The organism is Candidatus Planktophila versatilis, assembly GCF_002288345.1.
GTDB classification, from domain to species: Bacteria; Actinomycetota; Actinomycetes; order Nanopelagicales; family Nanopelagicaceae; genus Planktophila; species Planktophila versatilis_A.
In genome coordinates this window covers 1,027,906-1,052,827 of sequence record NZ_CP016781.1, presented here as the reverse complement: position 1 = coordinate 1,052,827, position 24,922 = coordinate 1,027,906, and the positions used below count along the sequence as shown (strand labels likewise).

25 protein-coding genes and 3 tRNA genes are annotated in these 24,922 nt (G+C 48.7%); 25 read left to right on the top strand and 3 right to left on the bottom strand.

Annotated elements, in window-relative coordinates:
• Positions 1–7 precede the first annotated feature (7 nt).
• Positions 8–493: a phosphate-starvation-inducible PsiE family protein gene (locus A1sIIB142_RS05455; protein ID WP_095693946.1), complete on the bottom strand. Its 486-nt coding sequence runs from the start codon at positions 491–493 to the stop codon at positions 8–10.
• A 168-nt stretch (positions 494–661) separates the two neighbouring features.
• Between A1sIIB142_RS05455 and msrB the strand changes: the two genes are divergently transcribed.
• Entirely contained in the window at positions 662–1,063 is a 402-nt protein-coding gene (gene msrB / locus A1sIIB142_RS05450) for a peptide-methionine (R)-S-oxide reductase MsrB (protein WP_095693945.1), read from the top strand.
• Between the two features lie 15 nt (positions 1,064–1,078).
• Here the strand turns inward: msrB and A1sIIB142_RS05445 are convergent, their stop codons facing one another.
• Positions 1,079–1,495, bottom strand: a complete 417-nt coding sequence (locus A1sIIB142_RS05445) for a CoA-binding protein (RefSeq protein ID WP_095693944.1) — start codon at positions 1,493–1,495, stop codon at positions 1,079–1,081.
• 43 nt (positions 1,496–1,538) lie between these two features.
• On the opposite strand from A1sIIB142_RS05445, the gene A1sIIB142_RS05440 reads away from it, so the two are divergent.
• The 8 genes from A1sIIB142_RS05440 to A1sIIB142_RS05405 all read left to right on the top strand — a co-directional run bounded on the left by A1sIIB142_RS05440 (position 1,539) and on the right by A1sIIB142_RS05405 (position 6,037).
• Entirely contained in the window at positions 1,539–2,711 is a 1,173-nt protein-coding gene (locus tag A1sIIB142_RS05440; RefSeq protein WP_095693943.1) for an FUSC family protein, read from the top strand.
• A gap of 187 nt (positions 2,712–2,898) precedes the next feature.
• A tRNA-Thr gene (locus A1sIIB142_RS05435) sits at positions 2,899–2,971 on the top strand.
• Between the two features lie 28 nt (positions 2,972–2,999).
• Positions 3,000–3,073: transfer RNA gene (locus tag A1sIIB142_RS05430), tRNA-Met, on the top strand.
• 99 nt (positions 3,074–3,172) lie between these two features.
• The gene (gene rpmG / locus A1sIIB142_RS05425; protein WP_017955317.1) at positions 3,173–3,343 is read left to right on the top strand and encodes a 50S ribosomal protein L33; all 171 of its coding nucleotides are present in this window, start codon (positions 3,173–3,175) and stop codon (positions 3,341–3,343) included.
• On the top strand, positions 3,343–3,732 hold the full coding sequence (locus A1sIIB142_RS05420; protein ID WP_095685003.1) for an FAS1-like dehydratase domain-containing protein: 390 nt from the start codon (positions 3,343–3,345) through the stop codon (positions 3,730–3,732). Before rpmG ends, A1sIIB142_RS05420 begins: the two co-directional genes overlap by 1 nt.
• On the top strand, positions 3,729–4,124 hold the full coding sequence (locus A1sIIB142_RS05415; RefSeq protein WP_095693942.1) for a MaoC/PaaZ C-terminal domain-containing protein: 396 nt from the start codon (positions 3,729–3,731) through the stop codon (positions 4,122–4,124). Before A1sIIB142_RS05420 ends, A1sIIB142_RS05415 begins: the two co-directional genes overlap by 4 nt.
• On the top strand, positions 4,121–5,011 hold the full coding sequence (locus A1sIIB142_RS05410; RefSeq protein WP_190283253.1) for a glycosyltransferase family 2 protein: 891 nt from the start codon (positions 4,121–4,123) through the stop codon (positions 5,009–5,011). Before A1sIIB142_RS05415 ends, A1sIIB142_RS05410 begins: the two co-directional genes overlap by 4 nt.
• A gap of 9 nt (positions 5,012–5,020) precedes the next feature.
• The gene (locus A1sIIB142_RS05405; RefSeq protein WP_095693941.1) at positions 5,021–6,037 is read left to right on the top strand and encodes a UDP-N-acetylmuramate dehydrogenase; all 1,017 of its coding nucleotides are present in this window, start codon (positions 5,021–5,023) and stop codon (positions 6,035–6,037) included.
• Here A1sIIB142_RS05405 and A1sIIB142_RS05400 read toward each other — a convergent pair.
• Positions 6,027–7,220: a pyridoxal phosphate-dependent aminotransferase gene (locus A1sIIB142_RS05400; RefSeq protein ID WP_095694162.1), complete on the bottom strand. Its 1,194-nt coding sequence runs from the start codon at positions 7,218–7,220 to the stop codon at positions 6,027–6,029. The two genes, A1sIIB142_RS05405 and A1sIIB142_RS05400, sit on opposite strands and share 11 nt — an antisense overlap.
• Before the next feature lie 163 nt (positions 7,221–7,383).
• Between A1sIIB142_RS05400 and A1sIIB142_RS05395 the strand changes: the two genes are divergently transcribed.
• The 16 genes from A1sIIB142_RS05395 to rpsJ all read left to right on the top strand — a co-directional run bounded on the left by A1sIIB142_RS05395 (position 7,384) and on the right by rpsJ (position 24,908).
• Positions 7,384–7,457: transfer RNA gene (locus A1sIIB142_RS05395), tRNA-Trp, on the top strand.
• A 53-nt stretch (positions 7,458–7,510) separates the two neighbouring features.
• Positions 7,511–7,735 carry a preprotein translocase subunit SecE gene (gene secE, locus A1sIIB142_RS05390; protein ID WP_095685000.1) on the top strand — a complete coding sequence of 75 codons (225 nt, stop codon included), beginning with the start codon at positions 7,511–7,513 and terminating at the stop codon, positions 7,733–7,735.
• Positions 7,736–7,748: 13 nt separating this feature from the next.
• On the top strand, positions 7,749–8,531 hold the full coding sequence (gene nusG, locus A1sIIB142_RS05385; protein WP_095693940.1) for a transcription termination/antitermination protein NusG: 783 nt from the start codon (positions 7,749–7,751) through the stop codon (positions 8,529–8,531).
• Between the two features lie 39 nt (positions 8,532–8,570).
• Complete coding sequence (gene rplK, locus A1sIIB142_RS05380) at positions 8,571–8,999, top strand: 50S ribosomal protein L11 (RefSeq protein ID WP_095675235.1); 429 nt, start codon at positions 8,571–8,573, stop codon at positions 8,997–8,999.
• Between the two features lie 101 nt (positions 9,000–9,100).
• A complete protein-coding gene (rplA, locus tag A1sIIB142_RS05375; protein WP_095675234.1) occupies positions 9,101–9,805 on the top strand; it encodes a 50S ribosomal protein L1 in 705 nt (234 codons plus the stop codon).
• Between the two features lie 209 nt (positions 9,806–10,014).
• The gene (rplJ, locus tag A1sIIB142_RS05370; protein ID WP_095693939.1) at positions 10,015–10,662 is read left to right on the top strand and encodes a 50S ribosomal protein L10; all 648 of its coding nucleotides are present in this window, start codon (positions 10,015–10,017) and stop codon (positions 10,660–10,662) included.
• Between the two features lie 18 nt (positions 10,663–10,680).
• Positions 10,681–11,064 (top strand): 50S ribosomal protein L7/L12, encoded by a 384-nt coding sequence (rplL, locus tag A1sIIB142_RS05365; protein WP_095675232.1) that lies wholly within the window; start codon positions 10,681–10,683, stop codon positions 11,062–11,064.
• A 227-nt stretch (positions 11,065–11,291) separates the two neighbouring features.
• Positions 11,292–14,744: a DNA-directed RNA polymerase subunit beta gene (rpoB, locus tag A1sIIB142_RS05360; protein WP_223299183.1), complete on the top strand. Its 3,453-nt coding sequence runs from the start codon at positions 11,292–11,294 to the stop codon at positions 14,742–14,744.
• A gap of 14 nt (positions 14,745–14,758) precedes the next feature.
• A complete protein-coding gene (locus tag A1sIIB142_RS05355; protein WP_095693937.1) occupies positions 14,759–18,565 on the top strand; it encodes a DNA-directed RNA polymerase subunit beta' in 3,807 nt (1,268 codons plus the stop codon).
• Positions 18,566–18,633: 68 nt separating this feature from the next.
• The gene (locus A1sIIB142_RS05350) at positions 18,634–18,987 is read left to right on the top strand and encodes a hypothetical protein (protein WP_095693936.1); all 354 of its coding nucleotides are present in this window, start codon (positions 18,634–18,636) and stop codon (positions 18,985–18,987) included.
• 10 nt (positions 18,988–18,997) lie between these two features.
• Positions 18,998–19,960 carry a hypothetical protein gene (locus A1sIIB142_RS05345; RefSeq protein WP_125898854.1) on the top strand — a complete coding sequence of 321 codons (963 nt, stop codon included), beginning with the start codon at positions 18,998–19,000 and terminating at the stop codon, positions 19,958–19,960.
• 280 nt (positions 19,961–20,240) lie between these two features.
• A complete protein-coding gene (rpsL, locus tag A1sIIB142_RS05340; protein ID WP_095675227.1) occupies positions 20,241–20,621 on the top strand; it encodes a 30S ribosomal protein S12 in 381 nt (126 codons plus the stop codon).
• On the top strand, positions 20,621–21,091 hold the full coding sequence (rpsG, locus tag A1sIIB142_RS05335; protein ID WP_095675226.1) for a 30S ribosomal protein S7: 471 nt from the start codon (positions 20,621–20,623) through the stop codon (positions 21,089–21,091). Before rpsL ends, rpsG begins: the two co-directional genes overlap by 1 nt.
• Positions 21,092–21,140: 49 nt before the next feature.
• Entirely contained in the window at positions 21,141–23,252 is a 2,112-nt protein-coding gene (gene fusA, locus A1sIIB142_RS05330) for an elongation factor G (protein ID WP_095693934.1), read from the top strand.
• A 61-nt stretch (positions 23,253–23,313) separates the two neighbouring features.
• Positions 23,314–24,507: an elongation factor Tu gene (gene tuf / locus A1sIIB142_RS05325; RefSeq protein ID WP_095675224.1), complete on the top strand. Its 1,194-nt coding sequence runs from the start codon at positions 23,314–23,316 to the stop codon at positions 24,505–24,507.
• Between the two features lie 92 nt (positions 24,508–24,599).
• Complete coding sequence (gene rpsJ / locus A1sIIB142_RS05320; RefSeq protein ID WP_017955300.1) at positions 24,600–24,908, top strand: 30S ribosomal protein S10; 309 nt, start codon at positions 24,600–24,602, stop codon at positions 24,906–24,908.
• The last annotated feature ends 14 nt before the right edge of the window (positions 24,909–24,922 follow it).

Below are 24,922 nucleotides of genomic sequence, written 5' to 3'. Positions count from 1 at the left end.
GGGAGTCTTATCGGTTCTTATCTGGCTTGCGTGCTGCTCGTGCTAGAAATAGGCCAAAGACAAGGGCTAGAACAATTCCAGTATTAACACCCATTTCAATGAGAGCACGATTGAAGTACTGATCTGTTTTTTCTTCTTGCATCGTAAGTGATGCACCAACTGTCAGGATGTGTCGGACAGCTGCGATAACTCCGATAATGAGGAAGTTTTCAAGTTGGAAAATTCCGTCTGTAAATCGCACAATGACGGTGCGCATGATCTCAAGAATGATGACAACAAATAAAATGTCATTAATTCCCTGAATCATTCCAAGTGGGAAGAATGGTCTGGTCTCGATGAGGCGTTGCAAGGTGTATCCGGCAGCCAGGATAGAGATGCCGAATAGAACTATTCCAAGAAACCCATGCAAGAGATCTTCGAGCTTATCGATGAAATTTGTTGGAATCAGAGACTCATCGTTGGTGAGCAATCTCTTAACGGACTTATACTTCACAATTACCACCCTTGTTGGCCATGTCTAAGGGTAGGTGCAGGTATAGATGCCCGCAACATATTTGTCATCCGTGTCCTTTTTCAGTTCAATGGATAAATCTTTCTGATTACCCAATTCCGATGGGCTCGGGTATTTTTCTCTCCACAACGCTGGTGGAGGAGCTCTGAGATGAAACCAATTAATGAGGACGAACTCAAGGCTCGCCTTGATCCGCTGTCTTATGCCGTACTTCGTGAAGGTGCCACAGAGCGAGCATTTACCGGTGAATACACCGACACCGACACAATCGGTAGTTATCTCTGCAAAGTCTGCGACAACATTCTCTTTACATCTGAGACTAAATTTCATTCCGGATGTGGCTGGCCATCTTTTTATGCACCGACTGCAGATGATGCAGTGACTCTGATTGAGGACCGTTCACTAGCACCACGTATTCGCACAGAGGTGCGTTGTGCCAAGTGTGATTCACACCTTGGGCACGTATTTTCAGGTGAAGGCTATGACGTTCCAACTGATGAGCGTTGGTGTATTAATTCAGTATCACTAGTGCTCCAGGAGAAAAGTAACTAGTCCTATTGCCCGGGACTAGAAGAAATTACTGTAATCAACCTTCAGGCACCGATCCATCACCACATTCATTCCAGCTGCAGTTCCTGCCTCTAAAACTTCTGGGCTAGTAATTCCGAGCTGAAGCCAGATTGCATCTGCGCCAACTGCGATTGCATCTGCAAGAACTTCTAGGCAGTCACTAGGTTTTCTAAAGACATCAACTAAGTCGATGTGTTCAGGGATCTCACCGAGTGAGTGATAAACCTTTACTCCAAGTGCTGTCTCTAGCATCGGGTTCACAAGAAAGACTGTGTAATGCGAGTGTTCGAGTAAGTATTTGGCCACACCATTACTTGGTCGCTCAGGCTTATCGGAAACTCCCACAATCGCAATCGTTCTTGATTCTTTGATTAGGTTGCGAATCTGGGTGCTATCAGTCACGTGGCCGGGCATGGATTAATCATAAAGGGGTTGGTTGGGCGTAAACTCCTCCTTAATGATTAGAAAAATAGTTAACCTCTTTAAGAACCGGAAGAACTGGGTTCGCCAGATTCTTGTTGCCGGTTTAGCAGGTGGTGTTTCTTGGTTTGTGGGAGATCTACTCATCGAAGATGGTGGGGTGGTAGCCGCCATCGTCTGCACCTTGAGTATCCGCATCTCTCTGCATAAATCTATGCGCGAAGGTTTTGGCCAAATTGTTGGAACGGCTGTGGGTGCAGGTATCGCACTCTTTACCGTCAGTGTCTTTAACTTTGGCTTTATCGCAGTTGCCACAACAATTATTTTCTGCGCCGTCATTGCAAGAGCCCTGCATCTTGGTGAAGTTGCTTCGGTGAACGTGCCAGTAACAGCACTGATTGTTATTGGACCAGGAATTTCGCAGAGCACTGCCGTTCACAGACTGGGATCAACTCTCATCGGTGCCGCGATCGCAATTCTCTTCTCCTACTTTTCACATCCCAATACTCCGGTGGGGCGTGCCCAAATCCAGATCAGAAATGTGAGCACAAAAGCCGCAGCCCTCCTTGCCGAAATGTCAGAAGGTGTTGCCGCCGGTTACACCCAAAAGGATGCCGGCAGTTGGTTGGCACGTGCGCGACTTTTAGTGGAAGAAGTTCCAGCTATCCGCGCGCAATCAGTGGAAGCTCGAAGTCATGCGAGATGGTTTCCTACTGCTGAAAAAGATGAAGCCGAAGATATCTACATTGAGGGAATTGCCGCCGAGCACACCTTGGTGCAGGTGCGCATGATTGCGCGAACGCTCTTTGATTCCGCGGTAGAAGGTGGAATTGCAGATTCAACCCAGAAACAAATTGCAGTGGCGCTATCGGCTGCAAGCTATGCAATCTCTGCCCACGTTGAGGTCCCAGATGACATCAATGATGATGCCTCTTCACCGACAGATGATGCACGAGAGGCGGGCTCAGTTCTTGCCGGAACACTGATTGAAGATGGAGATGATGTTGACCAAGATCAGATTGTCCGCGGGCTCTCTATCGTTGCCAATATCGGCAGAATTGCAGATTCACTTGATCAGAACTCTCCTGCCATCACAGATGTCATCACTCCTGATGAGCCAGCCAAGGACCGAGTGCTCAAGCTTTCGCCCATGCAGCAAACTTCTACGATAAGGAATAAGATTAGAAAGTTTTTCAGAAAGTACTTCTAGGAGGAAATATGTGTAGCAAAGTTCAGTGCACCAAATGCGCAAAGCCAACATGGGAAGGCTGCGGGGAGCATGTGGAGGACGCCTTAATCGGAGTCGCCATCGAGGATCGCTGCTCCTGTAATTAACTCAATTGCCACGGCAATTTTTCACTTTAGGCCTTAAGCCCTAGACTTCACTCTCTACCATTGCCCCCCTAGCTCAGTCGGTAGAGTGTTTCCATGGTAAGGAAAAGGTCACCGGTTCGATTCCGGTGGGGGGCTCGAACAACAATTTAATATGCACGCCCTTGGCGGGGTAGCTCAGCTTGGTAGAGCAAGCGGCTCATAATCGCTGTGTCGTGGGTTCAAATCCCGCCTCCGCTACTAATAATCAAGTGCGAAATACGCACGGATTTCACCAATGAAGGTTGCTCGGGTAATCTGAGCTCCGCTTAGTGCAACATCTACGAAGGAGTTAAGACCATGGCAAGTAAGAGCGCGGACGTACGTCCAAAAATCACCATGGCATGCGTGGATTGCAAAGAGCGTAACTACATCACCAAGAAGAACCGCCGCAACGATCCAGACCGCATGGAACTGAAGAAGTTCTGTCCACGTTGCAAGTCTTCAACTCTTCACCGCGAAACCCGCTAATGCTCAACCCCGATTCGGTCGGGCGCACCTTCGCCGGTACAGATGTAATAACAATTGCTCAATCTGAAATCGATGCCTTCTGTGCTGTTATTGGCGAAACAGATACAACGATTGCTCCCCCTACATTTTCTATCCGCATCACACTGACTCAATTTGAAGAAATCCTCACCCAACCAGAGATTGGCCTTGATTGGTCACGCCTGGTGCATGGTGATCAGAAGTTTGAAATATTTTCACCGGTAAAGGCCGGCGATGGACTTACCTGCGCTGCAACTATTGAAAGCTACCGAGTCGCTGCTGGAAATGAAATTGTCACTGTTCGCTCTGATCTACATCGCCAAGGCGCCCTTGTGATTTCTGCCTGGTCTACATTGGTGGTGCGCGCATGATGGAAGTGGGCACAGTGTTGCCAGAACAAGTCTTCTCTATTAATCGCGCGATGCTCAAAAGCTATGCCGATGCCTCAGGTGATCAGAACCCTATTCACCAAAATGAAGAGTTCGCAGTATCTGTGGGACTTCCTAACGTCATTGCCCACGGCATGCTCACCATGGCACTGGTGGGTAAGTACATCTCTGACTTTGCCGGGGGCGCCGCCAACGTTCTGGAATTCGGTGCTCGCTTTACCAAGCCAGTCATCATTCCTGCAGGTGAAAACGTAGACCTCACCGTCAGTGCAACGGTGAGTGAAGTAGTCGATGGAAAGATTTCCCTGACCTTAAGTGCAACTTCTGCTGGCGTGAAAGTACTTGGAATGGCGAAAGCAGTGGTGCGAAAGTGAGTGCACCCGATTCGGTACACGAGTTAGCCAAGGCCCGATTAGCTGCTCGCGCTGAGAAAAACTTTGCCCGCTCTGATCAACTGCGCGATGAGATTGCAGCTGCCGGTTTTGAAGTTGTTGATAGCGCTGGGGGATATGAACTGCGTCCTAAGAAGCGTTTTCCAGTATATGAATCCACTCGCGATATCCGCCCGATTAATTCAGGCAAATTCGAGATCACAGTGGCAATCATTGTCGAAGGATTCCACGAGGATGCAGCGACTTGTATTGAATCGATTAAGGCCCATAGCCAATGCGCGATTGCCATCCTGGTAATTGGCGATCCTGGAATTCTCGGTGATCAGTTGGATTCACGAACATCACTGGTTCAAGTCAATGAAAACTTTGGCTGGGGTGAGAATGCCAATGCGCTCCTGCGTAATGTGACAAGTGAATTTATTATCATCATGGATCCATCGACGACCTTCACCGGCGATGCAATTACGCCAGTGCTTGCTGAACTACAAAAAAGAGAATTTGTTGCTGTCGGCTGGCGCGGGGGACTAGTAAATCTGGAAGATGATTGGCGCAGTACTGAAGATAAAGGCGCCGGCGAAGTAGATGTTCTTTTTAGCTACTTCATGGCAATGCATCGTGAGGATGCTTTGGCCGTGCGTGGATTTAGCAATCGCGCACTTTTCTATCGCAATGCAGATATTGAATTCTCGCTCGCTCTTCGTCATGGAAATGGCCGCTTGCTGCAGATGGAGCTACCCCTTGAACAAGGTCGCCATCATGGATATCACGACAGCGAGCCTGAATATCGCGAAGTGCAATCGAAGAAGAATTACGACCGCATTCTTGAGCGCTTCAGAGGCAAGACTGCGATATTGAGTCCGCGCAGGTAGCCTAAGCACATGGCCGATTTACGCGATTACACATCACTACGCGTAGGCGGGCCTGCCAAAAAGTTTGTCGAAGTAGGCACTGAAGCAGAGATCATTTCTGCCATTGAAACCGCTGGCGATTCCCCAATACTTATTATTGGTAGTGGAACAAATATTTTAGTTTCAGATACTGGCTTTGAAGGCACTGTTATTCGAATTGTGAATCATTCGCTGCAATCTGAAATTGATGCATGTAGCGGTGCAACACTGATCATTGGTGCTGGCGAAAATTGGGATGATTTTGTGAAGACCACACTGGAACGTGGCTTTGCCGGCCTGGAAACCTTGAGTGGAATTCCAGGCAGTGTGGGAGCGGCGCCTATTCAAAATATTGGTGCCTATGGACATGAGGTTTCAGAGTTCATCACTCGGGTGCGCACCTATGATCGCCAGAAGAAAGAAATTAAGACTTTCACCAACCTTGAGTGCGAATTTGAATATCGTAACTCTCACTTCAAATCTCATCCTGGGCGCTATGTCATTCTTGATGTGCAGTTCAATCTGCGCCAAGGTGAAATCACCACACCGATTACTTACTCTGAACTTGCCACAAAATTAGGAATTGAGGTGGGCGAGAAAGCACCGGTAGCGGAAACCCGTAAAGCGGTATTAGAGCTGCGCGCTATGAAGGGAATGCTGCTCAATAAAACAGATCGCGATTCCTGGTCTGCCGGTTCATTTTTTACCAACCCAATTGTCTCTGCAGAAGTTGCAGCAAAACTTCCAGCGGATGCCCCCAAATGGCCAACATCTGATGGCCGTGTGAAAACAAGTGCGGCCTGGCTGATTGAAAACTCAGGGATACATAAAGGTGATGCACACGGTGGCGCAAGAGTTTCGACCAAGCACGTGCTGGCACTTACCAATGCGGGTAATGCAACTGCCAACGATATTCTCGAGCTGGCACACGTTGCCAAAGAGAAGGTCTATGAGAAGTTTGGTATTACCTTAGAGACGGAAGTTAATTTAGTTGGAGTTACTCTGTAAGTAACTTCTTGATCCGCCCAATACCTTCAACGATATCTTCATCGCTGGTGGCATAGGAGAATCGCAAGTATCCCGAAGGCCCGAAAGCTTCTCCTGGAACGGCAGCAACTTCAACTTCTTCTAAGATGATTGTGGCTAGTTCGGCAGATGTATTTGCAACCTTGCCACGAATGGTTTTACCCAGTGCACCTTTTACTGATGGATACACATAGAAAGCACCCTGTGGTGTTGGGCAATCAAAGCCAGGAATCTCATTGAGAAGGCCAACAATTAATTTGCGGCGACGGTTAAAGGCTTCACCCATTTTGTGTACTTCATCAAGGTTTCCAGAAACTGCGGCAATCGCTGCGCGCTGTGAAACATTGGAAACATTTGATGTCAGATGAGACTGCAGATTTGTTGCTGCTTTGATGGCATCTTTCGGTCCGATCATCCAACCCACGCGCCAACCAGTCATGGCATAGGTCTTGGCAACGCCGTTGATGATGATGCAGGTATCAGCAAGTGCTGGAACCAACACTGGAAGTGATGGCGCTTTGGCACCGTCATAGAGCAGGTGCTCATAGATCTCATCTGAGATGACCCACACATTGTTCTTCACAGCCCATTCACCAATTGCTTTCACTTGCTCAGGTGAATAGACCGAACCAGTTGGATTAGAAGGAGAGCAGAACAGTAAAGCCTTAGTCTTTGGTGTTCGGGCCGCTTCTAACTGTTCAACTGTCACTAAATAGTTTTGTGATTCATCTGCAAATACTTCAACGCTCTTTCCACCAGCAAGCTTGATTGCTTCTGGATAGGTTGTCCAAAATGGTGAAGGTAAAATGACTTCATCACCTGGATCAATAATTGTGGCAAATGCTTGATAGACCGCTTGCTTGCCACCGTTGGTAACAAGAACTTGATCGACGGTAATGTCATAGTGTGAGTCGCGCTTAGTTTTTGCCACAATTGCTTCGCGTAGTTCGGCAAGGCCAGGTGTGGGTGTGTAGCGATGATTTGCGCCGACTTTGGTTGCAGCAGCTGCTGCTTCGATAATGTAATCAGCTGTTGGGAAATCTGGTTCACCAGCTCCGAATCCAATGACTGGTCTACCTGCTGCTTTGAGTGCTTTCGCTTTTGCATCTACTGCCAATGTGGCTGACTCTGCGATAGCTGAAATTCGTGCGGAGATTCTGCTCATACGCGAAGTCTGCACCATGGCCCGCATCTCTGGCACGCTCAGAAATGGTGGTACTGGCCACCTCAGAATTAGCCAGTTTTACTCCAGCCGCCCCCTGCCCTTACACTTCGACGCTCACGATGATTTTCTTCCTCGCCTTGGCGCGCCTGAAAATTCGTCGCGAAGGGCAGTAGCTCAATTGGCTAGAGTTGCCGTCTCCAAAGCGGCCGGTTGGGGGTTCGAGTCCCTCCTGCCCTGCAAGATGTTTTACACCGAATGAACCGAATGAACGATGAAAGAGAAGGAAGATCATGACTGATGCAGTTGAAGTTACCGAGGAGAAGCTCGGGATTTTTGCGCGCGTTGGACTTTTCTACCGCCAAGTTCTTTCAGAGCTGAAGAAGGTTGTTTGGCCAACCCGAAATATGTTGACCACCTACACCGCCGTGGTGCTCGTCTTCGTAACTTTTATTATTGCTGTCGTTTCAGTTATCGACTTTGTTCTTACCAAAGTTGTCTTCTGGGTATTCGGATAAGGAATTGAGCGAGATGACTGAAGAGATTACTTCTAATACTCCGGCGCCAGATGCCTTTGAGGCAGCCCTTGCTGCCAACGCTGATGATCTTGCAACCCCTGTTGCTGAGGTTGTAGCCGAGCCAATTTCTGAAGCAATCGATGACCAGTCAACATCTGACCAGTCAACCTCAGACTTGGCGCTGGCAAGTGATGAAGATGGCGATATTGAATCTGATGAGAATGATCCCAATGCCGAGTTCCGCCGCACACTGCGCGCCGCAATCGGTGATTGGTATGTAATCCACTCTTATGCTGGATATGAGAAGAAGGTAAAGGGCAACCTTGCCAACCGTATTCACACCCTGAACATGGAGGAGTACATCTTCCAGATTGAAGTTCCAGAAGAAGAGGTAATGGAAGTTAAGAATGGTGCGCGCAAGATGGTTAAGCGCAATATCTATCCTGGCTACGTCCTTGTTCGCATGGATCTCACTGATGAATCTTGGTCAGTCGTTCGTAATACTCCTGGAGTCACAGGCTTCGTTGGTAACGCGCACAACCCAAGTCCACTGAGCATGGGTGAGGTCGAGAAGATTCTTGCACCACGTCCAAAGAAAGCTGCCGATAAAGCAGATATTAAATTTATTGATTTCGAAGTAGGAGAATCAGTCACCGTAATGGATGGCCCATTTGCCACACTTCCAGCATCAATTTCCGAGATCATGCCAGAGCAGGCAAAGCTCAAGGTATTGGTCTCTATCTTCGGTCGCGAGACCCCAGTAGAACTTTCATTTACCCAGGTACAAAAGCTCTAACGAACTTTACGAAAATACGAATAGGAAAAGAGAAGCGAAATGGCACCAAAGAAGAAAGTCACCGGATTCATCAAGTTGCAGATCCAAGCTGGCGCAGCAACACCTGCACCACCAGTAGGTCCGGCACTTGGTCAGCATGGTGTCAACATCATGGAGTTCGTCAAGGCATATAACGCTGCGACTGAATCACAAAAGGGCCAGATCATTCCGGTTGAAATCACCGTCTATGAGGATCGCTCATTCGACTTCATCACCAAGACACCACCAGCATCCCGCCTCATTCTTAAGGCAGCTGGCGTTGAAAAGGGATCTGCTATTCCGCACAAGACTAAGGTTGCAAATATCACCATGGCTCAGGTCAAGGAGATAGCAACAACAAAGATGGCTGACCTCAATGCCAACGATATCGATGCCGCTGCAAAGATCATCGCCGGCACTGCCCGTTCAATGGGAATCACAGTCTCATAAGTAAATTTCTTTGTGTCACAGTGGCACAAAGATGTGGGAGAACCGCGCTGGTTCGCTAACCACAACCGAAAACTTGTAGCGATACAAGAAAGAAGGAAGATATGAAGCGCTCAAAGAAGTACACCGAAGTAGCAGCGAAGGTCATCAAAGACCACCTCTACACACCTCTTCAAGCAGTCACACTTGCGAAAGAGACAACAACCACTAAGTACGACTCAACTATTGAAGTTGCACTCGTTCTTGGCGTGGATCCAAAGAAGGCTGACCAAGCAATTCGCTCAACTGTTAACTTGCCACACGGCACAGGAAAGACAGCACGCGTTTTGGTATTTGCTAACGGAGAGCGTGCCGAAGAAGCACGTGCAGCTGGCGCCGATATCGTCGGTGGCGATGAACTCATTGATGAAGTATCAAAGGGTCGCCTAGATTTCGATGCAGTTGTTGCAACACCAGATTTGATGGCCAAGGTTGGTCGTCTCGGTAAAGTTCTTGGAACACGTGGCCTCATGCCAAACCCAAAGACAGGAACAGTGACAACAGATGTCACTAAGGCTGTTAATGACATCAAGGGTGGAAAGATTGAATTCCGCGTTGATAAGAACTCAAACCTCCACTTCATCATCGGCAAGGCATCATTTACTGCAGATCAACTCGCAGATAACTATGCCGCTGCCCTGGAAGAAGTTCTTCGCGTGAAGCCAAACTCATCAAAGGGTCGCTACATCGCCAAGGCTGTTGTCTCATCATCGATGGGACCTGGAATCGCGGTAGATCCAAACCTCACACGCGAGCCATCAGCTAACTAGCTCTATTAGGCAGGGGATTTGACCAGTTCCAATCCCCTGCTTAAGATTTACCCATAACCAAAGACCGCAGGTCTTAAGTTCGCAAGAGCTCAAGATAATTGAGGAATCTCAGCCCGCGTAGGTGTTCACATTAATCCGTGCGCATTTACGCGTCACGGATTTTTTTATTGCCTGCAGTCACCTTGAACAACTAGCGAAAGGTGAACCGAATGGCTCGCCCAGATAAAGCAGCAGCAGTTGCTGAACTGACTGAAGATTTCAAGTCAGCCACAGCGACTTACCTCACCGAATATCGCGGTCTGACCGTGACTTCGATGAAGGCGCTACGCCGCAGCCTTGGTTCAGATACCAAGTACAGCGTCGTAAAGAACACTCTTACCAAGATTGCAGCAAAGAATGCTGGCGTTGAGATCTCTGATGATCTCCTTGCTGGCCCATCAGCTGTTGCATTCATTAAGGGCGATGCAATCGATGCAGCTCGTAACCTGAAGAACTTCCAGAAAGAGAACCCACTTTTAATCATTAAGGGCGGAATCTACGAAGGAAAGTTTGTTACAACAGCAGAGATCATGAAGCTCGCAGACCTCGAGTCTCGCGAAGTACTTCTTGCAAAGCTCGCTGGTGCTATGAAGGGCTCGCTTGCTAAAGCAGCGCGTACTTTCGATGCACTTCGCATCAAGATGGAAGCTGCAGCACCAGCTGCAGCACCAGCTGCAGCAGCAGCTCCAGTAGCAGAAGCGGCACCAGCTGCAGAAGCTCCAGCCGAGGCACCAGTTGCTGAAGCAGTTGTAACAGAAGAAGTTGTCGCTGAAGTTGCTGCAGAAGCAACAGATGCAGCAGAAACTCCAGCGGAATAAAGAAAAGGACAATAGAAAATGGCAAAGCTCTCACAAGCAGATTTAATGACTCAGTTCAAGGAAATGTCACTTGTTGAACTCTCAGAGTTCGTCAAGGCATTTGAAACAGAGTTCGATGTAACAGCAGCAGCACCAGTTGCAGCTGCAGGTGGCGGCGCAGCAGCAGGTGGCGGCGCAGCAGAAGCACAAGATGAATTCACAGTCATCCTTGAAGCAGCAGGCGGACAGAAGATTGCTGTTATCAAGGAAGTACGTAACCTGAACTCAGCACTTGGTCTTAAGGAAGCAAAAGATCTAGTTGATGCAACTCCAGCAACCCTCCTTGAGAAGGTAAATAAGGAGACAGCAGATAAGGCAAAGGCAGCCCTCGAGGCAGCTGGCGCAACGGTCACTGTTAAGTAAATTCTTAACTAAAAAGCCCGGTTCCCTCGTGGAGCCGGGTTTTTTTATCCCCAAAGGGCAGACAAGCGGGGGGATTTGGGGGTATAAGCACTCGGTTTGCCCCAACGGGGGGTGAGGAGTTACTCTTCCCCTTCGCATATTTTTCTAGAGGTCTTTGCATATAGCGGCGGCGACCTTCTAATTGTGCGTGTCCACATAAAAGTGAATTTTGTCTGGAAGGACATCTCTTGGCCGCGAAAAAGAGTTCAACTGCCCCCCGTCGTATTTCGTTCGCAAAGATCCGTGAACCGCTAGAAGTTCCTAATCTGCTCGCGCTGCAAGTTGAAAGCGTTGACTGGTTACTAGGAAACGATCTATGGCGTGCACGTCTTGCGCAATCAACTAACACAAATCGAGGAGAACTTCCTTCGAAGTCCGGCTTGGAAGAAATCTTTGAAGAGATTTCACCAATCGAAGATTTCCAAGGAACGATGTCACTTTCATTCCGTGACCATCGCTTCGAGCCACCTAAGCATTCAATTGCTGATTGCAAAGAGCGCGACATGACATATGCGCAGCCACTCTTTGTGACTGCAGAATTTACAAATAACGAGACCGGCGAAATTAAGTCTCAGACAGTCTTCATGGGTGACTTCCCAGTAATGACACCGCGCGGAACATTCGTTATTAACGGAACCGAGCGTGTAGTTGTTTCACAGATTGTTCGCTCACCTGGCGTGTACTTCGAACGTCAGATTGAAAAGACTTCAGATAAAGATGTATTTACTTCAAAGATTATTCCTAGCCGCGGTGCTTGGCTTGAATTTGAAGTTGATAAGAAGGATCTCGTTGGCGTTCGTATCGACCGCAAGCGTAAGCAATCTGTCACAGTATTCCTTAAGGCCCTTGGTTGGACCGATGAACAAATTCGTGAAGAATTTGGTGACTTCGCTTCCATGATGGCAACTCTTGATAAGGACACTGTTAAGACACAGGATGAAGCACTCCTTGATATCTATCGCAAGATGCGTCCAGGTGAGCCTCCAACTAAGGAAGCTGCACAGAACCTTATTGAAAACCTCTACTTCAACCCTAAGCGTTATGACTTGGCTAAGGTCGGTCGCTTTAAGGTTAATAAGAAGCTCGGTCTTGACCTTGAGCTTTCCCAGAGCATGCTCACCATTTCAGATATCGTCGCAACACTTCGCTACCTGGTAGCGCTGCACCGCGGAGATCTCACAATGGATTACGGCCGCGAAGTTCGCGTGGAGAAAGACGATATCGATCACTTCGGTAACCGTCGTCTTCGCACAGTAGGCGAGCTCATTCAGAACCAAGTACGTATCGGACTCTCACGTATGGAACGTGTTGTTCGCGAACGTATGACAACCCAAGATGTGGAAGCTATTACTCCTCAGACTTTGATCAACATCCGTCCGGTTGTTGCATCGATCAAGGAGTTCTTCGGAACATCTCAATTGTCACAGTTCATGGATCAGACAAACCCACTTTCAGGTCTCACACACAAGCGTCGTCTTTCAGCCCTCGGGCCCGGTGGTCTCTCACGTGATCGTGCCGGCTTTGAAGTGCGTGACGTTCACCCATCTCACTACGGACGTATGTGCCCAATCGAAACTCCAGAAGGACCAAACATCGGTCTTATCGGTTCCCTTGCAACATATGGTCGCGTTACCGCGTTCGGTTTTATCGAAACTCCTTATCGCAAAGTTGTGAAGGGCAAGGTCACCGATCAGGTTGACTACCTCACAGCTGATGAAGAAGACGAGCACATCATCGCTCAGGCAAATGCGCCACTTACAGATGACAATCACTTCGCAGAAGCACGCGTACTTGTACGTCGTCGCGGTGGCGAAGTTGAATACATCATCGCCGATGAAGTGGATTACATGGACGTTTCACCACGTCAGATGGTTTCTGTTGCAACAGCAATGATTCCGTTCCTCGAGCACGATGATGCAAACCGCGCACTCATGGGTTCTAACATGATGCGTCAGTCAGTTCCTTTGATGCGTGCAGAAGCACCATTTATCGGTACTGGTATGGAATTCCGCGCAGCTGTCGATGCCGGTGACGTTGTCATGGCAACAAAGGCTGGCGTAGTTACTGAAGTTGCTGCTGACGAAGTTAAGGTCATGGGCGATGACGGTACCTACCAAACGTATTCACTAGCTAAGTTCACCCGTTCTAACCAAGGAACTTCTTACAACCAGAAGGTTGTAGTAACTGAAGGTCAGAAGCTTGAAGCTGGTTCAGTAATCGCCGATGGTCCATGTACCGAAAACGGTGAAATGGCTCTTGGTAAGAACCTACTCGTGGCATTTATGTCATGGGAAGGTCACAACTACGAAGATGCGATCATTCTTTCTCAGCGTCTAGTGCAAGACGATGTACTTACCTCAATTCACATTGAAGAGTATGAAGTCGATGCCCGCGATACCAAGCTTGGTGCGGAAGAAATCACACGCGATATCCCTAACGTCTCTGAAGAAGTTCTGGCAGATCTCGATGAGCGCGGAATCATCCGCGTTGGCGCCGATGTTGTGCCAGGAGATATCTTGGTTGGAAAGGTAACTCCTAAGGGAGAAACTGAACTCACACCAGAAGAGCGTCTACTTCGTGCAATCTTTGGTGAGAAGGCTCGCGAAGTGCGCGATACATCTCTTAAGGTTCCACACGGTGAATCAGGAAAAGTTATCGGCGTAAAGATCTTTGAATCAGAAGAAGGCTTCGAGCTTGCAGCTGGCGTTAACCAATTGGTTCGCGTTTATGTTGCGCAGAAGCGCAAGATTCAAGATGGTGACAAGCTTGCTGGTCGCCACGGTAACAAGGGTGTTATCTCAAAGATTCTTCCAGTTGAAGATATGCCATTCCTTGAAGATGGAACTCCAGTTGATGTTGTCTTGAACCCACTTGGTGTTCCAGGACGTATGAACGTCGGACAGGTTCTTGAAATGCACCTCGGTTGGGTTGCAAAGACAGGTTGGGATGTTTCCGGAGTCTCTGAAGCATGGGCAGATCACCTTAAGGAGATCGGCGCCGAAAAGGGAGCACCAGGAACAAACCTGGCAACACCGGTATTCGATGGTGCACTTGAAGATGAAATCTCAGGTCTGCTTTCATCAACACTTGCAAACCGCGATGGCAATCAACTTATTGGTCGTTCCGGCAAAGCCCGTCTCTTTGACGGTCGTTCTGGCGAGCCATACCCAACTCCAATTTCAGTTGGATATATGTATATCTTGAAGCTGCACCACTTGGTCGATGACAAGATTCACGCACGTTCAACTGGTCCATACTCAATGATCACTCAGCAACCACTCGGTGGTAAGGCTCAATTCGGTGGTCAGCGATTTGGTGAAATGGAAGTGTGGGCACTTGAAGCTTACGGCGCCGCATACACACTCCAAGAGTTGCTCACTATTAAATCTGACGATGTTCTCGGACGCGTCAAGGTTTACGAAGCTATTGTGAAGGGTGAGAACATTCCAGAACCAGGCATCCCAGAATCATTTAAGGTGCTTATCAAGGAAATGCAATCACTCTGCCTCAATGTCGAAGTCCTCTCTTCTGAAGGTGTCGCAATTGAAATGCGCGATAACGATGAAGAGATTTTCCGTGCCGCCGAAGAACTAGGTATCAACTTGTCACGAGTTGAGCCAAGCTCAGTAGAAGAAATTTAAGGAGCGAATCAAACATGTTAGATGTCAACTTCTTTGATGAACTACGAATCGGTCTTGCATCGGCTCAAAATATTCGTGATTGGTCTTTTGGCGAAGTAAAGAAGCCAGAGACAATCAACTACCGCACACTCAAGCCCGAGAAGGACGGACTCTTCGACGAGAAGATCTTCGGACCAACTCGTGACTGGGAATGTTATTGCGGTAAGTACAAGCGGGTTCGATTCAAGGGAATCATCTGCGAGCGTTGCGGTGTTGAAGTAACACGCGCAAAGGTTCGCCGCGAACGTATGGGTCACATCGAGCTTGCCGCTCCTGTTACTCACATCTGGTACTTCAAGGGTGTTCCATCACGCCTTGGCTACCTACTTGACCTTGCACCTAAGGATCTTGAGAAGGTTATCTATTTCGCTGCTTACATGATCACAGAAGTTGATGCTGAAGCTCGTGAAGAAGATATGCCACAGCTTGAGAAGAAGTTGGCCAATGATCGCAAGAAGATCGAAACAAAGCGCGATGTTGATGTCGACACCCGCACCAAGAAGCTCGAGGCAGATATTGCTGAACTCGAAGCCGAAGATGCGAAGTCAGATGTGAAGCGCAAGGTTCGTGAATCTGCAGAGCGCGAGCTCAAGGCAATCCGTGAACGCGCAGAGCGCGAACTCACCCGCCTAGAAGATGTCTGGTCACGCTTTAAGAACCTCAAGGTTCAAGATCTCGAAGGTGATGAGAATCTTTACCGCGAAATGCGTGATCGCTACGGCATGTATTTCAAGGGAGATATGGGTGCTGCTGCAATTAAGAAGCGCCTGGAAACTTTCGACCTTGAGACAGAGCATGCCATGCTCACTGACCTTTCCGAGAACGGCAAGGGCGCGAAGAAGACTCGTGCTATCAAGCGTCTGAAGGTTGTTAACGCATTTATGACAACGAGCAACCACCCAGCATCAATGGTTCTCGATGCCGTACCGGTTATCCCACCTGATCTGCGCCCAATGGTTCAGCTAGATGGTGGACGCTTTGCGACTTCAGATCTGAATGATCTCTATCGCCGCGTTATTAACCGTAACAATCGTTTGAAGCGCCTTGCTGATCTTGGTGCTCCAGAAATTATTGTGAACAACGAAAAGCGTATGTTGCAGGAAGCTGTGGATGCGTTGTTCGATAACGGTCGTCGTGGTCGTCCAGTTACTGGTCCAGGAAACCGCGCACTGAAGTCACTGTCAGACATGCTTAAGGGTAAGCAGGGACGTTTCCGTCAGAACTTGCTCGGAAAGCGCGTTGACTACTCAGGTCGTTCGGTAATCGTTGTTGGTCCACAGTTGAAGTTGCACCAGTGCGGTCTGCCAAAGCAGATGGCGCTAGAACTCTTCAAACCATTCGTAATGAAGCGTCTGGTAGACCTTAACCACGCGCAGAACATTAAATCTGCAAAGCGCATGGTTGAACGTGCTCGTCCAGTTGTATGGGATGTTCTTGAAGAAGTTATTGCAGAACATCCAGTGCTCCTGAACCGCGCTCCTACACTTCACCGTTTAGGTATCCAGGCATTTGAACCACAGTTGGTTGAAGGTAAGGCAATTCAGATTCACCCACTCGTATGTACAGCATTTAACGCTGACTTCGACGGTGACCAGATGGCTGTCCACCTTCCATTATCTGCTGAAGCTCAGGCTGAAGCACGTATCTTGATGTTGTCATCAAATAACATCTTGTCACCAGCAAATGGACGCCCAATTACATCTCCTACACAGGACATGGTTCTTGGTCTCTACTACTTAACAATGGAGCGCGAAGGCGTACTTGGCGAAGGCCGTGCATTTGGCTCAATCGCGGAAGCGATCATGGCTCATGATCAGCACTCAGTTTCATTGCAAGCAAAGGTAAAGATTCGCGTTAAGGGAGAAACTCTTGAGACCACAATCGGCCGCGCCCTCTTTAATGAGGCGCTACCTGAGCAATTCCCATTCGTTGATCACGATGTAACTAAGAAAGCACTCGGCGCGATCGTCGACAAGCTGGCTGAGTTCTATCCAAAGGTCACCGTGGCACAGACACTCGATGCGCTTAAGTCACTCGGTTTCCACTGGGCAACTCGCGCTGGTGTAACAATCGGTATCGAAGATGTTGTCACACCTCCTCGTAAGCGTGAAATCCTAGAAAGCTATGAAACACAAGCCGACAAGGTTCAATCACAGTACGAAAAGGGACTCATCACAGATGACGAGCGTCGCCAGGAACTCATTGAGATCTGGACCAAGGCAACAGCTGAAGTTGGTAAAGAGATGGAAGAGAACTTCCCTCGTCTGAACCCGGTCTGGATGATGGTCTTCTCAGGTGCTCGTGGAAATATGATGCAGATTCGTCAGATCGCAGGTATGCGCGGACTCGTTGCGAACCCAAAGGGTGAAATTATTCCTCGCCCAATTAAGTCCAACTTCCGTGAAGGCCTCTCTGTTCTCGAGTACTTCATCTCAACCCACGGTGCTCGTAAGGGTCTAGCAGATACGGCGCTTCGTACCGCTGACTCTGGTTACCTCACACGTCGTCTTTGCGATGTTGCCCAAGATGTAATCATTCGCGAAGAAGATTGCGGAACCGATCGTGGTCTCGTACTTCCAATCGCTACTCGCATTGAAGCTGGCAGCCTGGTTAAGCATGATCACGTTGAAACTTCTGTCTATGGCCGCACATTGGCTGAAGACATTACTGTCAACGGTGAAGTCATTGCCCAAGCCGGTGCCGACCTTGGCGATCGCAACATTGACGCACTCGTTGCTGCAGGAGTAGATGAAGTAAAGATTCGCTCAGTTCTTACTTGCGATAGCAAGGTCGGACAGTGCGCAGCTTGCTACGGTCGCTCCCTTGCTGCCGGTCAACTCGTTGCAGTCGGTGAAGCAGTCGGAATTATCGCAGCGCAGTCAATCGGTGAACCAGGAACGCAGCTCACAATGCGTACCTTCCACACCGGTGGTGTTGCTGGTGATGACATCACTCACGGTCTTCCACGTATCGTCGAGCTCTTCGAAGCGCGTACACCTAAAGGTGTTGCGCCAATCGCTGAAGCTGCTGGCGTTGTCTCATTCCGAGAAGATGCAAAGGGTAAGAAGATCATCGTGACACCAGATGATGGTGGCGAAGAAGTTGCTTACCCAATCACACGCCGTCAGAAGCTACTTGTAGAAGAAGGAACACGCGTTGAAGTTGGCCAGAAGATGGTCGTCGGCGCAATTGATCCAAAGCAGGTACTTCGTATCCTCGGACCACGTGCAACTCAAGTTCACTTGGTGAACGAGATCCAATCTGTTTATCGCTCACAGGGCGTAGGCATTCACGATAAGCACATCGAAGTAATTGTTCGCCAGATGCTCAAGCGCATTACCGTGCTTGAAGCAGGCGATACTGAAATGCTTCCAGGTGAACTCGTTGAACGCGGTCGCTTTGAAGCTGAAAACCGTCGCGTTGTGACAACTGGTGCTAAGGCTGCATCTGGTCGCCCAGAACTTATGGGTATTACCAAGGCTTCCCTTGCAACTGAGTCATGGTTGTCAGCGGCTTCATTCCAGGAAACAACTCGCGTACTAACTGATGCAGCACTTTCTGAGAAGTCAGATCCGCTCTTGGGTCTGAAGGAGAACGTCATCATCGGTAAGTTGATCCCTGCAGGAACAGGCCTTGCCCGTTACCGCAATATCCGCGTTGAACCTACTGAAGAAGCGAAGGCAGCGGTCTATGCCGCCTACGACGAGTACGACTTCACTCCATTTGATCAGCACGGATCAGGAGAAGCAGTACGTCTTGATGAGGTAGAAATTCCTCGCTAAGTAATTAGCCAGAAAGGGCCGTCGCATAATTTGCGGCGGCCCTTTCTCTTTCTCGCTAACATTCATTTATGGCTAGAGTGATTCGAGAAGGTAATGAATTAGTACTTCAACTTTCGTTCTGGGAAAAAATGGGTGCACTGCACTCAAATCCGCGCACATCAATTGATGCCATAGAAAAAATCGAATTTATCGATCAGCTCTGGGGCTCTTCCACTCTTCGCGGAGTTCGTGCTCCTGGCACTGCTATTCCCTATGTAGTTCTCTTGGGCACGCTGCGGGGCTTGAAATTCAAGGATTTTGTGGCAATGAGGGGCAAGGGAGAAGGGGTGATTATCACCTTGAAAAGTGGTCCTTTTGCTCGCTGGATCTTCACCTTAAAGCAATCGAGAGAAGATATTCACTTACTGCAATCCGTAAAGTAAAGTAGAAGACATGAATCCAAGAAAATTGATATCAGTAGTGTGTGCTTCACTGCTGTTAATTCTAGGAATTCAATTTCTCAATCCAACAGCAGCTTCTGCGGGATGTAGAGATTATCCAGAGTCTGTGACTGAAGCGTGCGCTGCTCAGAACCTAGCTGAAGAGCAAGCTAGACAGATTGCCTATGCCGCAGAAATGGCGGCACGACAAGCTGCTGCAGAGCAAGCTGCGATCGATAACGCGAATCGTGCTGCAGCTGAAAGAGCCGCGACAGAGGCGGCAGATGCACAACTTGCTCCAGATGATTGCAGCAGATCAACAAATAGATATGCGCAGAACTGCATTGATGCCGCAACAGAGAAAGCTAGATTAGAAAATGAAGCAAAAAATGCGACAGATGTGGCCGCAACTCAAGCGGCAGATGCAGTCCTAGCTCCAGATGATTGTCGTCGTTCCACAAATAGATACGTGCAGAGCTGTATGGATGCGGCGGTAGAGAAAGCAAGGCTGGAGAATGAAGCAAAAGATTTGGCGAATGTGGCAGCCACAAAAGCAGCCGATTCATTACTCGCTCCAGATGATTGCAAGAGATCAACAAATAGATATGTGCAGAGCTGTATCGATGCCGCAGTAGAGAAAGCGCGAGCAGAAAATGCCGCCATACAGGCTGAGGCGCAGGCAGAGGAGATTGCAAGAAGCGTAGAGTTTGCAAAAGATTACTGTTCACAACCGGCCAATAAACTCGATCCGCAATGTGTGAAATTATCAGCGGCAGAAGCTACAGCGGAGAAACTTGCGCCAAAGGCCAAGCCATCACCTTCACCGACTGCCAAAAAGGGCTCCAAAGCAAAGCCATCGCCTTCACCAACGGCCAAAAAGGGCTCAAAAGCCAAGGCTTCTCCTTCGCCAAGCCCAAAGTCGAGCTCGAAGGCAAAGCCCACTCCAACGGCTAAGCCTTCGCCTTCAAAAAAGTAGGCATTTAAGGCCCTCTCCCTCATCGATCGGCGACACGCCCGAGCCCCAAAAACCTCGAAAATAGCGGTGTGTTGGGACCTTGCGGAGTAAAAGGGCCGTTTTGACCTTTCATGCGCCCTGCCGATACCTTTCTCCTCTGCGCTTTTTAGCGCGCTTGTTGCTTCCTCCTGTTAAGAAATTAATCGGGCGAAATGCGAATCGGGTGCAACACACCCGACCGCGTGGGTCGGAAGTATGAGCGTGAAATTAAAAAGTTCAGTAAACGAAATGGAGAAAAGTAGTGCCAACAATTCAGCAGCTAGTGCGTCGTGGTCGTGCAGAAAAGACTACGAAGACATCAACACCTGCGCTTAAGGGTTCCCCTCAGCGACGTGGTGTGTGCACACGTGTTTACACAACAACACCTAAGAAGCCTAACTCTGCGCTTCGTAAGGTTGCACGTGTTCGTCTTACTAGCGGAATGGAAATCACTGCATACATTCCAGGTGAAGGTCACAACCTACAAGAGCACTCCATTGTTCTTGTTCGCGGAGGCCGCGTAAAAGATCTTCCTGGTGTTCGTTACAAAATTATTCGTGGATCACTAGATACACAAGGTGTTAAGAACCGTAAGCAATCTCGTTCACGTTACGGTGCTAAGAGAGAGAAGAAGGCTAGCTAATGCCACGTAAAGGTCCTGTAGTAAAGACTCCTGTAGTTGCTGATCCTGTTTACAACTCACCAGTTGTAACTGCACTTATTAACCGTGTACTTCTTCACGGCAAGCGCTCAACAGCTGAAGCAATTGTTTACAATGCACTAGAAGGCACACGCAAGAAGACTGAAGTTGATCCACTGATCACACTGAAGCGCGCACTTGAGAACATCAAGCCTGCTGTTGAAGTTCGCTCACGCCGCGTTGGTGGAGCTACCTACCAGGTGCCAATTGAAGTGAAGGCTTCACGCTCTTCAACTCTTGCACTTCGCTGGTTAGTTGACTACTCACGCGATCGTCGCGAGAAGTCAATGTCAGAGCGTCTTCAGAATGAACTTATCGATGCCGCAAATGGTCTTGGAGCAGCTGTAAAGCGCCGCGAAGATACCCACAAAATGGCGGAAGCAAACAAGGCGTTTGCTCACTACCGCTGGTAATAGTTAAAGAATCTAAGACTTAAAGAATCCGACGAGAAGAGGAATATACGTGTCAACGTCTACAGTAGAGAAGATCGATTTAGCTACGGTTCGCAACATTGGAATCATGGCTCACATCGACGCGGGCAAAACCACTACTACTGAGCGCATCCTTTTCTACACAGGTATTTCTTACAAGATTGGTGAAGTGCACGAAGGTGCAGCAACCATGGACTGGATGGAGCAGGAACAAGAGCGCGGTATCACTATCACCTCTGCTGCAACAACCTGTATGTGGAAAGACCACCTGATTAACATCATTGATACACCAGGTCACGTTGACTTCACAGTTGAGGTAGAGCGTTCACTTCGTGTACTAGATGGCGCAGTTGCAGTATTCGATGGCGTTGCTGGTGTTGAACCACAATCTGAAACAGTATGGCGCCAGGCAGATCGTTATTCAGTTCCACGTATTTGTTTCATCAACAAGCTAGACCGCACAGGTGCTTCATTTGATAAGTGTGTAAGCATGATCAAGGATCGCCTAAATGCAGTAGCCCTCGTTCTTCAACTTCCTATCGGTAACGAATCAGATTTCATTGGTGTCGTTGACCTCATTGCTATGAAGGCACTCGTATGGCGCGGAGAAACTAAAAAGGGCGAAGATTACGCAATCGAAGAAATTCCTGCTGACATGCTCGATAAGTGCAAGCAAGCTCGCGCAGAGATGCTCGAAACTCTTGCTGAAAATGATGATGTTCTCATGGAGAAGTTCCTTGAAGGAATCGAAGTTTCTGAAGAAGAAATCATCGCCGGCATCCGCCGCGCAACAATCGCAGCCAAGCTTTCACCAGTTCTTACCGGTTCTGCATTTAAGAACAAGGGTGTTCAGCCAATGCTTGACGCTGTAAATCGCTACCTCCCATCACCACTTGATATCGATGCAATCGTCGGTACAGATATGAACGATGTGACAGTTGAGATGAAGCGCCAGCCAAAGAATGAAGAACCATTCTCAGCCCTAGCTTTTAAAATCATGACAGATCCACACCTTGGAAAACTTACCTTTATCCGTGTTTACTCAGGCGTTCTTGAGACAGGATCAACAATCCTTAACTCAACAAAGAACCGCAAAGAGCGCATCGGAAAGATTTACCAGATGCACGCCAACAAGCGTGAAGAGCGTGACAATGTTGGCGCCGGAATGATTGTTGCTGTGATGGGTCTTAAGGACACCACAACAGGTGAAACTCTCTGTGATCCAGCAAAGCCGGTAATCCTGGAATCAATGGACTTCCCAGCACCAGTGATCTCTGTTGCGATTGAGCCAAAGACAAAGGGTGACCAAGAAAAACTTGGCGTTGCTATTCAGCGTCTATCTGAAGAAGATCCAACATTCCACGTTAATACTGATGAAGAGACCGGCCAGACAATCATCGCTGGTATGGGTGAACTTCACCTTGAAATCTTGGTCGATCGTATGCGTCGTGAATTTAAGGTTGAAGCAAACGTAGGTAAGCCACAAGTTGCATACCGCGAAACACTTCGTAAGCCAGTTGCACGCCATGACTACACACACAAGAAGCAGACCGGTGGTTCTGGACAGTTTGCAAAGATTCAGATTGCTATCGAGCCACTTCCAACAGGTCAGATTGAAGGCGGATATGAATTCGTTAATAAGGTCACTGGAGGCCGCGTTCCACGCGAGTACATCCCTTCAGTTGATGCCGGATGTAAGGAAGCGATGACAGCAGGACCACTTGCCGGATATCCACTTACAGATGTACGAGTAACTCTTCTTGACGGCGCGTATCACGATGTTGACTCATCGGAGCTCGCATTCAAGGTGGCTGGTATCGCAGCATTTAAGGAAGCAGCAAAACTTGCTGATCCTGCAATTCTCGAGCCAGTGATGAAAGTCGAAGTTGTTACCCCTGAAGACTTCATGGGTGATGTCATCGGCGATCTCAATAGTCGTCGTGGCCAAATCCAGGCCATGGATGAGCGGTCAGGTGCCCGCGTTGTTAGGGCGCTAGTTCCGTTGTCGGAGATGTTCGGTTATGTCGGAGATCTCCGCTCCAGAACACAAGGTCGCGCGAGCTACAGCATGGAATTCGACAGTTATGCCGAAGTTCCAGGAAACGTCGCAAAGGAAATCATTGCGAAAGTTCGCGGCGAATAACCCTAATAAGAACAGCACAACCCCTAATAACTAAGCACTAGGAAACGAAAGAGGAACCAAAATGGCAAAAGCCAAGTTCGAGCGTAATAAGCCGCACGTTAACATCGGAACCATCGGCCATATTGACCACGGTAAAACAACACTTACTGCAGCAATCTCTAAGGTTTTGCATGACAAGTACCCAACTCTTAACGCAGCTACTGCGTTCTCAGATATCGATAAGGCGCCAGAAGAGCGTCTTCGCGGTATCACAATCTCTATCGCTCACATCGAGTACCAGACAGAGAAGCGTCACTACGCACACGTTGACTGCCCAGGCCACGCTGACTACATCAAGAACATGATCACTGGTGCTGCGCAGATGGACGGAGCAATCCTCGTCGTTGCAGCAACAGACGGACCAATGCCACAGACTAAGGAGCACGTTCTCCTTGCTCGTCAGGTTGGCGTTCCATCAATCGTTGTGGCTCTTAACAAGTCAGATATGGTCGATGACGAAGAAATTCTTGAACTCGTAGAAATGGAAGTTCGCGAACTTCTATCTAAGTACGAATTCCCAGGCGATGACACACCAATCGTTCGCATTTCAGCTCTTAAGGCTCTCGAAGGAGATGCAAAGTGGGCTGAGAAGATCATCGAGCTCATGGATGCAGTGGATGCATTTATCCCACAGCCAGAGCGCGAAATCGATAAGCCATTCCTTATGCCAGTTGAAGACGTTTTCACAATCACAGGTCGTGGAACTGTTATCACAGGTCGTATCGAACGCGGAATCGTTAAGGTTAACGAAGAAGTTGAAATCGTTGGTATTCGTGAGCTAGCTCAGAAGACAACTGTTACAGGCGTTGAAATGTTCCGTAAGTTGCTCGATGAAGGACAGGCTGGCGAGAACGTCGGACTTCTTCTTCGTGGAACAAAGCGTGAAGATGTAGAGCGCGGTCAGGTTGTCTGCAAGCCTGGTTCAATCACACCACACACAGAGTTCGATGCATCTGCATACATCCTTTCAAAGGATGAAGGCGGACGTCACACTCCATTCTTTAACAACTACCGTCCACAGTTCTACTTCCGTACAACTGACGTGACTGGCGTTGTAACACTTCCAGAAGGCACAGAAATGGTTATGCCTGGCGATAACACTGAGATGGCGGTAACGCTCATCCAACCAATCGCAATGGAAGATGGTCTTCGCTTCGCAATCCGCGAAGGTGGCCGCACAGTAGGTGCAGGTCGCGTAACAAAGATCAAGAAGTAATTGTGAAACCGCCGGCGGCGTAAAAACCGCCGGCGCAAACACAACCGAAGACAACAAAAGTTTGAACTAACGAAAGTAAAGAGGAGAACGACATGGCGGGACAAAAGATCCGCATTCGACTCAAGGCGTATGACCATGAGGTGATTGACTCTTCAGCGAAGAAAATCGTTGAGACAGTCGAGCGCACAGGTGCAACCGTCGCGGGTCCAGTGCCGCTACCAACAGAGAAGAACACCTATTGTGTGATTCGCTCTCCTCACAAGTACAAGGACAGCCGCGAACATTTCGAGATGCGCACACATAAGCGCCTCATCGACATCATCGACCCAACACCTAAGACTGTTGATTCATTGATGCGTCTGGACTTACCAGCAGGCGTCGACATCGAGATTAAGCTCTAAGGAAAGGACGAAAA

Bases quoted from the DNA above. Each gene is read 5' to 3' on its own strand.
- rpsG (WP_095675226.1), top strand. From the start codon at position 20,621: ATGCCACGTAAAGGTCCTGTAGTAAAGACTCCTGTAGTTGCTGATCCT.
- A1sIIB142_RS05355 (WP_095693937.1), top strand. From the start codon at position 14,759: ATGTTAGATGTCAACTTCTTTGATGAACTACGAATCGGTCTTGCATCG.
- A1sIIB142_RS05345 (WP_125898854.1), top strand. From the start codon at position 18,998: ATGAATCCAAGAAAATTGATATCAGTAGTGTGTGCTTCACTGCTGTTA.
- A1sIIB142_RS05405 (WP_095693941.1), top strand. From the start codon at position 5,021: ATGGCCGATTTACGCGATTACACATCACTACGCGTAGGCGGGCCTGCC.
- A1sIIB142_RS05350 (WP_095693936.1), top strand. From the start codon at position 18,634: ATGGCTAGAGTGATTCGAGAAGGTAATGAATTAGTACTTCAACTTTCG.
- A1sIIB142_RS05400 (WP_095694162.1), bottom strand. From the start codon at position 7,220: ATGAGCAGAATCTCCGCACGAATTTCAGCTATCGCAGAGTCAGCCACA.
- msrB (WP_095693945.1), top strand. From the start codon at position 662: ATGAAACCAATTAATGAGGACGAACTCAAGGCTCGCCTTGATCCGCTG.
- rplL (WP_095675232.1), top strand. From the start codon at position 10,681: ATGGCAAAGCTCTCACAAGCAGATTTAATGACTCAGTTCAAGGAAATG.
- nusG (WP_095693940.1), top strand. From the start codon at position 7,749: ATGACTGAAGAGATTACTTCTAATACTCCGGCGCCAGATGCCTTTGAG.
- A1sIIB142_RS05440 (WP_095693943.1), top strand. From the start codon at position 1,539: ATGATTAGAAAAATAGTTAACCTCTTTAAGAACCGGAAGAACTGGGTT.
- A1sIIB142_RS05415 (WP_095693942.1), top strand. From the start codon at position 3,729: ATGATGGAAGTGGGCACAGTGTTGCCAGAACAAGTCTTCTCTATTAAT.
- rpsJ (WP_017955300.1), top strand. From the start codon at position 24,600: ATGGCGGGACAAAAGATCCGCATTCGACTCAAGGCGTATGACCATGAG.
- secE (WP_095685000.1), top strand. From the start codon at position 7,511: ATGACTGATGCAGTTGAAGTTACCGAGGAGAAGCTCGGGATTTTTGCG.
- A1sIIB142_RS05420 (WP_095685003.1), top strand. From the start codon at position 3,343: ATGCTCAACCCCGATTCGGTCGGGCGCACCTTCGCCGGTACAGATGTA.
- rplA (WP_095675234.1), top strand. From the start codon at position 9,101: ATGAAGCGCTCAAAGAAGTACACCGAAGTAGCAGCGAAGGTCATCAAA.
- rplJ (WP_095693939.1), top strand. From the start codon at position 10,015: ATGGCTCGCCCAGATAAAGCAGCAGCAGTTGCTGAACTGACTGAAGAT.
- rpmG (WP_017955317.1), top strand. From the start codon at position 3,173: ATGGCAAGTAAGAGCGCGGACGTACGTCCAAAAATCACCATGGCATGC.
- A1sIIB142_RS05445 (WP_095693944.1), bottom strand. From the start codon at position 1,495: ATGCCCGGCCACGTGACTGATAGCACCCAGATTCGCAACCTAATCAAA.
- rplK (WP_095675235.1), top strand. From the start codon at position 8,571: ATGGCACCAAAGAAGAAAGTCACCGGATTCATCAAGTTGCAGATCCAA.
- tuf (WP_095675224.1), top strand. From the start codon at position 23,314: ATGGCAAAAGCCAAGTTCGAGCGTAATAAGCCGCACGTTAACATCGGA.